Below are 7041 nucleotides of genomic sequence, written 5' to 3'. Positions count from 1 at the left end.
GCAGCTCCTACAGGGAAACGCACATTCCAATGTAGGAGCTGCCGAAGGCTGCGATCTTTTGATCTTGATTATTTATCGGTCAGCGCAAACTGTGTCAGGCAGAAGGTAGGGATACCCATGTCTTCCAGGCGCTGCGAACCTTGCAACTCCGGCAAATCAATAATCGCCGCCGCTTCATGCACCCGCGCGCCCATGCGGCGAATCAGGTTGGCCGCCGCAATCAGCGTGCCGCCAGTGGCAATCAAATCATCGAACATCACCACCGAATCGCCTTCACACAGGCTGTCGGCGTGCACTTCGAGGAACGCTTCGCCGTATTCGGTTGCGTAACCTTCCGCCAACACATCAGCTGGCAATTTACCTTGCTTGCGGAACAGCACCAGCGGCTTGTTCAACTGATAGGCCAATACCGAACCGATCAGAAAACCGCGGGCATCCATCGCACCGATGTGGGTGAAGTCGGCTTCGACGTAGCGGTGGGCGAAGCTGTCCATCACCAGGCGCAGGGCCGTTGGCGACTGGAACAGCGGGGTGATGTCGCGAAAGATCACGCCCGGTTTCGGGAAGTCGATCACAGGGCGGATAAGCGATTTGATGTCGAAGGAGTCGAAGACCATCGTCGAGGTGTCCTGGCAGGGCTGCAAACGGCGCAGTATACCCGCGGCTGAAACGCTTCGCTCAACCGCGGATCGAGATCAGCCTTCGATCGAGCCACCGGCCAGCGCGCAGAGCTGGATCGGGTCGAGGATATGAATCTCTTTGCCCTCGGCGGCGATCAGTTCGTTCTGCTGGAAACGGGTGAAGACGCGGGACACGGTTTCTACCGCCAGACCGAGGTAGTTACCGATTTCATTGCGCGACATGCTCAGGCGGAACTGGTTGGCGGAAAAACCGCGAGCGCGGAAGCGTGCCGACAGGTTGACCAGGAACGTGGCGATGCGCTCGTCGGCGGTTTTCTTCGACAGCAGCAACATCATTTGCTGGTCATCGCGGATTTCCCGGCTCATCACGCGCATCAACTGGCGGCGCAGCTGCGGCAGTTGCAGGGCCAACTCGTCAAGGCGTTCAAACGGGATTTCGCAGACCGAGGTGGTTTCCAGCGCCTGGGCGGAGACCGGATGCTTCTCGGTGTCCATGCCGGACAGGCCGACCAGTTCGCTCGGCAGGTGGAAACCGGTGAGCTGTTCTTCGCCGCTGTCGCTCAGGCTGAAGGTCTTCAGGGCGCCGGAGCGTACTGCATAAACGGAATCGAACGTGTCGCCCTGGCGGAACAGGAACTCGCCCTTTTTTAGCGGGCGGCCGCGTTTAACGATTTCGTCCAGCGCATCCATGTCTTCCAGATTCAGAGAAAGTGGCAGGCAGAGAGGGGCCAGGCTGCAATCCTTGCAATGGGCCTGGTTGTGAGCGCGCAGTTTAACTGGCTCGGACATTTCTTAGATCCTTGTGGGAAAACACACATAAGCCGTAAGGGTAACTCACGGGAGGACATTCAGGCCAGTCTGGGGCGACTTTGCCCTACAGGCGTAAAGCCACAGGGCCAGCAGCCGATAAACAGGTATCAAAGTGCATACAAGGAACGAATCGATGGCCGTCATTGGCACGCTGGGCCCCGGTAACAGCGACGTTGCGGCAGTGCCGGAAACGTTTAAAGCGGCGTCAGGCAATGCACGCGACCCGGGTTCGTCCGAAGAGGCAACCCCGACCTTGGTCGAGGGCGTCAAAGTGTCGCTGTCTGGTGCATCGATTGAAAAGGCTGCCAGTACTGGTGGCGAAAACAGCGACATCGAAGACAGCGGCTTGCCGGAGAACATCCAGCAATTGCTGAAAATGATCCGCAAATTGCAAAAGCAGATTGCCGAGAAAAAGGCGCTCATCGAAGCGGTCATGGCCGACAAGCGCCTTTCCAGCGAAGAAAAAATCATCAAGGTTGCCAGCCTGCGCGGCGCCATTGCCGCGTTGAACACCGGTCTGATCACGGCCAATCTTGCCCTGTCCAAAGTGGTCGGGCAGTCGGGCCTGACTGCGGATCAGAATATGAAAGTCGGTTCGCTGCTGGCGAAGAACTAGATCACCCGCGAGAAACGCTGGCGGTTCTGCTGTTCCAGATACGCATCGAACACCATGCACACTGAGCGCACCAGCAGGCGCCCCGCCGGCAACACGGCGATCCGCTCGCGATCCAGCTCAATCAGGCCATCGCTGGCCATGCCTTGCAGCTGCGGCCACAGTGCACCGAAGTAACCCTGAAAATCGATGTTGAACTGCTGCTCGATCTCGGCAAATTCCAGGCTGAAATTGCAGATCAGTTGCTGGATCACCGCTCGGCGCAAGCGATCATCGGCGTTGCACACCAGACCCCGGCTGGTCGCCAGTTGCGCGGCGGCGAGGGTGTTCTGATAGGCGTTGAGGTCGCTGCTGTTCTGGCAGTACAGGTCGCCGATCTGGCTGATGGCCGACACCCCCAGACCAATCAAATCGCAATGACCGTGGGTGGTGTATCCCTGGAAGTTGCGTTGCAGAGTCTGCTCTTCCTGAGCAATCGCCAGTTCATCGTCAGGCAGCGCGAAGTGATCCATGCCGATGTAGCGATAGCCGGCGGCGGTCAGTTGTTCGATGGTGCGCTCGAGCATTTCCAGCTTCTGCGCCGGCGCCGGCAACTCATTGCCATTGATCCGCCGCTGCGGCATGAAGCGCTCCGGCAGGTGTGCATAGTTGAACACCGAGAGTCGGTCCGGTTGCAGGCTGATGACCTCTTCAACGGTGCGGGCGAAGTTTTCCGGGGTCTGCTTGGGCAAGCCGTAAATCAAGTCGATATTGATCGAGCGAAATTGCAGGGTGCGCGCCGCATCGATCACTGCGCGGGTTTCCTCCAGACTTTGCAGGCGATTGACCGCGCGCTGCACCGCCGGATCAAGATCCTGCAGGCCGATGCTGACCCGGTTGAAGCCGAGTTCGCGCAGCAGGCCCATGGTCGACCAGTCGGCTTCGCGCGGATCGATCTCGATACCGTAGTCGCCGGAGTCGTCGTCCAGCAGATTGAAGTGCTTGCGCAGGTGCGCCATCAACTGGCGCAGTTCGTCATGGCTGAGGAAGGTCGGGGTGCCGCCGCCAAAGTGCAATTGCTCGACTTTCTGGGCCGGGTCGAGGTGGCAGGCGATCAACTGGATTTCCTGCTCCAGCCGCTGCAGGTAGGGCAGCGCGCGGCCGCGATCCTTGGTGATGACCTTGTTGCACGCGCAGTAGTAGCAAATGTTCGCGCAGAACGGCACATGCACGTACAGCGACAAGGGGCGCAGAGCCTTGCGGCTGTCGCGCAGGGCATGGAACAAGTCGAACGTGCCGACCTGACTGTGAAATTGCACGGCGGTCGGATACGAGGTGTAGCGCGGCCCCGCCAGGTCGTAGCGGCGGATCAGATCAGAGTCCCAACGAATGGCGTCGAGCATGCGGGCATTCCCCCGGATAGGCTGGCAGTGTGAGCGAGTCTATCGGGGGGCGGCGATGGGGCTCTTGATTTGCATCAACAGCATAAGATCAAAAGATCGCAGCCTTCGGCAGCTCCAGGGAAACGCATTCCAAAGGTAGGAGCTGCCGAAGGCTGCGATCTTCTGATCTTAATGGCCCATGAGCCAATGCTGATGAGGGCCAGGCAGGGTCCAGATCCCGAACAGGATCACCAGCAATCCACCGGCCATGCGCACGCTGCGTTTGCGCAAAATGGCCGTGACGCGTTCTGCCGCAAGGCCCGTGGCGAGCAATACCGGCCAGGTGCCGAGACCAAACGCAAGCATCAGCAACGCACTGTCCAGTGCATTGCCCTGACTCGCCGACCACAGCAATGTGCTGTAAACCAGCCCACACGGCAGCCAGCCCCACAACGCGCCAAGCAATAGCGCGCGAGGCAGACTCGACACTGGCAGCAAGCGATTGGCGACCGGCTGAATGTAGCGCCACAGACCGCGCCCCAAACTTTCAATGCGCGTCAGCCCGCTCCACCAGCCGGCCAGATACAAACCCATGGCAATCAACAACAACCCGGCCAGCACACGCATGAACAGCGCCGCCGGACTGTTCGCCAACGCCCACCCGGCCAAGCCGATCAGCAGGCCCGCCGTGGCATAACTGAGAATTCGCCCAAGGTTGTACGCCAGCAGCAAACGAAAGCGGCGGCTGCGCTGTTCCTTGGGAATCGCCAGGGTCAGCGCGCCCATCAAACCGCCGCACATGCCCAAACAATGACCGCCACCGAGCAGGCCGAGGATCAATGCCGAGACCAGCAAGGGCGCCAGTTCAAGCATGGGGTGGGGCCTTGTCGTCGGGTTTGTTGGAATTGGCTTCGTCCACGGCGGCGGTGTGGTTCGGATCCTGATCATCGAACAGGATGCTGTGCGCCGGGCCGTCGAGGTCGTCGTACTGACCGCTGTCCACCGCCCAGAAAAAGATGTACACGGCGATGGCCACGATCAGCAGCGCGGCCGGAATCATCACGTAAAGAGCTGGCATCTGTACTCCAGGCGCCCGCGCGGCTCAGGCCGGCAGCGGGCGGGTGTGCGATCGGGTGCTGGCGGGCGGCGGACTCGGCAAGCGAGTCAGGCGCAGCGCGTTGAGCACCACGGTCAACGAACTGATCGACATGCCGACGGCGGCCCACACCGGCGTGATCCAGCCGAGGGCGGCGAACGGCAACATGAGGCCATTGTACAGCGCCGCCCACAGCAGGTTCTCGATGATTACCCGACGGGTGCGGCGCGCGAGGGTGAACGCCTGCACCAAGGCGTCGAGGCGGTTGGACAGCAGCACCGCATCAGCACTGGTTTTCGCCAGATCGGTGGCCGAACCCATGGCGACACTGATGTCGGCCGCCGCGAGCACCGGCACATCATTGACGCCGTCGCCAAGCATCAGCACTTTGCGACCTTCCTTGTGCAACTGCTGCAGGACTTGCAGTTTGTCGTCCGGGCGTAAGCCGCCACGGGCTTCGTCGATACCGAGTTCAGCGGCAACGCTGGCGACCATCGGCGAGCTGTCGCCGGACAACAGCAATGTGCGCCAGCCGCGTGCCTTGCAGGCGGCGAGCAGGGCAGGGGCATCGTCGCGCAGGCGATCATCGAGGACGAACCAGGCCAGTGGCCCCTGAGTGTCGGCAAGCAGCAGCCATTGGCCGGCCTCGTTCGGCATCGACGGTGTTGCAGTGCCGCTGAGGGCGCAGACAAACTCCGCCTGGCCGATGCGCAAACGCTGCCCACCCACCAGACCTTCGAGGCCAAGCCCCGGCGTGCTGTGGACGTCTTCGGCGGCCAGCGGCGCACGGCCGAAAGCGCGGGCGATCGGGTGCTCCGAACGGTTTTCCAAAGCGGCGGCGAGGCTCAGACATTGATCACTGTCGAGCGCCGCAAGTGGGCGAATCGAACGCAGCACCAGTCGCCCTTCGGTGAGGGTGCCGGTTTTGTCGAAGATTACTGTGTCGATCTGATTCAGGCCTTCCAGCACATGGCCGCGAGTCAGCAGCAACCCAAGTTTGTGCAAGGTGCCGGTGGCGGCCGTGAGCGCGGTCGGCGTCGCTAGCGACAGGGCGCACGGGCAGGTGGCGACGAGCATGGCCAGGACAATCCAGAACGCCCGCGACGAATCCAGCTCCCACCAGAGCAGGCCAATGGCGGCTGCGGCGATCAGTGATAGCAGCAGGAACCATTGCGCGGCGCGGTCGGCGATTTCCGCCAGTCGCGGTTTCTCTGCCTGGGCGCGGTCGAGCAGACGGACAATGGCCGACAGGCGCGTGTCTTGGCCCAGCGCCTGCACTTCCACGGTCAGCGCGCCCTCGACGTTGAGCGTGCCAGCGGTGACTGCATCGCCGAGCACGCGCGGTTGTGGCAGGTATTCGCCGGTCAGCAGTGATTCGTCGATGCTCGACTGGCCGTCGATGATCTTGCCGTCCGCCGGCAGGATCGAGCCCGCCTGCACCAGAATCCGGTCGCCGAGGCGTAGCTCGTTGAGCAGGATACGTTCGCTCTGACCGGCGGCATCCAGACGCAGGCACGAAGCCGGCAATAGATTCACAAGCTGCGCCGTCGCGGCGGCAGTGCGCTCGCGGGCACGACGTTCCAGATAGCGCCCGGCAAGCAGGAACAGCGCAAACATCCCGACCGCGTCGAAATACAACTCGCCGACGCCGGTGATCGACGTCCAGATCCCGGCAATGTAGGCGCTACCGATCGCCAGCGACACCGAAACATCCATGGTCAGGTGGCGCGTGCGCAGGTCGCGCATTGCGCCTTTGAAGAACGGCGCGCAGCTGTAGAACACAATCGGCGTGGTCAGGAACAGTGCGACCCAGCGCAGAATCGTATGCAGCTCGGGGCTGAGGTCGATGTTGAATTCCGGCCAGGTGGCCATGGTTGCCATCATCGCCTGAAACCACAGCAAACCGGCCACGCCGAGCTGGCGCAGAGCGAGGCGGTTTTCGCTGGCCAGTTGTTCGCTGGCGCGATCGGCCTGATACGGGTGGGCGGCGTAACCGATGTGGCGCAGTTCGGCGAGGATCTGGCTCAGCGGCAATTGCGCGTCGGCCCAGCGCACGTGCAGGCGATGGTTGGACAGGTTCAGTCGCGCCTCGGCCACCGCTGGCAACGTGCGCAGGTGTTTCTCGATCAGCCAGCCGCAGGCGGCGCAACTGATGCCTTCCATCAACAGGGTGGTTTCGGCCAGCTCGCCTTCGTGGCGCACGAAGGGTTGCTGCACATCGGCGCGGTCGTACAGCGCGAGTTCGTCGGTCAGTTGCACCGGCAGCGCTTCGGGGTTGGCCGAGGCTTCGCTGCGGTGTTGGTAATAGCTTTCCAGACCACCGGCGACGATCGCTTCAGCCACGGCCTGACAACCCGGGCAGCAGAATTCGCGGGATTGCCCGAGTACAAGAGCGGTGAAGCGGCTGCCGGACGGAACGGGCAGGGCGCAGTGGTAGCAGGGGAGTGGGGTGGTCATGGCATCGTTGAGGGGCTAAGCCCTTGCATTAGGGTTGTCCGCTTGCCCTCACCCCAGCCCTCG

Annotated in this window: 7 protein-coding genes; 1 reads left to right on the top strand and 6 read right to left on the bottom strand. The window is 62.0% G+C overall.

What is annotated here, in order from left to right; translation table 11 throughout:
* Positions 1–68 precede the first annotated feature (68 nt).
* Together PMI23_RS10305 and fnr are read right to left on the bottom strand one after the other, a co-directional pair.
* Positions 69–617 carry an adenine phosphoribosyltransferase gene (locus PMI23_RS10305; RefSeq protein WP_007918333.1) on the bottom strand — a complete coding sequence of 183 codons (549 nt, stop codon included), beginning with the start codon at positions 615–617 and terminating at the stop codon, positions 69–71.
* Between the two features lie 78 nt (positions 618–695).
* Complete coding sequence (fnr, locus tag PMI23_RS10300; RefSeq protein ID WP_007918332.1) at positions 696–1430, bottom strand: fumarate/nitrate reduction transcriptional regulator Fnr; 735 nt, start codon at positions 1428–1430, stop codon at positions 696–698.
* Positions 1431–1584: 154 nt separating this feature from the next.
* On the opposite strand from fnr, the gene PMI23_RS10295 reads away from it, so the two are divergent.
* On the top strand, positions 1585–2067 hold the full coding sequence (locus PMI23_RS10295) for a hypothetical protein (protein WP_007918331.1): 483 nt from the start codon (positions 1585–1587) through the stop codon (positions 2065–2067).
* Here PMI23_RS10295 and hemN read toward each other — a convergent pair.
* The 4 genes from hemN to PMI23_RS10275 all read right to left on the bottom strand — a co-directional run bounded on the left by hemN (position 2064) and on the right by PMI23_RS10275 (position 6978).
* Entirely contained in the window at positions 2064–3446 is a 1383-nt protein-coding gene (hemN, locus tag PMI23_RS10290) for an oxygen-independent coproporphyrinogen III oxidase (RefSeq protein WP_007918330.1), read from the bottom strand. The genes PMI23_RS10295 and hemN overlap by 4 nt on opposite strands.
* Before the next feature lie 168 nt (positions 3447–3614).
* A complete protein-coding gene (locus PMI23_RS10285) occupies positions 3615–4298 on the bottom strand; it encodes a sulfite exporter TauE/SafE family protein (RefSeq protein WP_007918329.1) in 684 nt (227 codons plus the stop codon).
* Positions 4291–4503, bottom strand: coding sequence for a cbb3-type cytochrome oxidase assembly protein CcoS (ccoS, locus tag PMI23_RS10280; protein WP_007918328.1), 213 nt, complete (start codon positions 4501–4503; stop codon positions 4291–4293). Before ccoS ends, PMI23_RS10285 begins: the two co-directional genes overlap by 8 nt.
* A gap of 24 nt (positions 4504–4527) precedes the next feature.
* Positions 4528–6978: a heavy metal translocating P-type ATPase gene (locus PMI23_RS10275; protein WP_007917185.1), complete on the bottom strand. Its 2451-nt coding sequence runs from the start codon at positions 6976–6978 to the stop codon at positions 4528–4530.
* Between the last annotated feature and the right edge of the window lie 63 nt (positions 6979–7041).

It is taken from the genome of Pseudomonas sp. GM24, from assembly GCF_000282235.1.
In the GTDB taxonomy this organism is placed as follows: Bacteria; Pseudomonadota; Gammaproteobacteria; order Pseudomonadales; family Pseudomonadaceae; genus Aquipseudomonas.
Note: the sequence above shows the minus strand (reverse complement) of the source record. Positions and strands in the feature narration are given on the sequence as shown.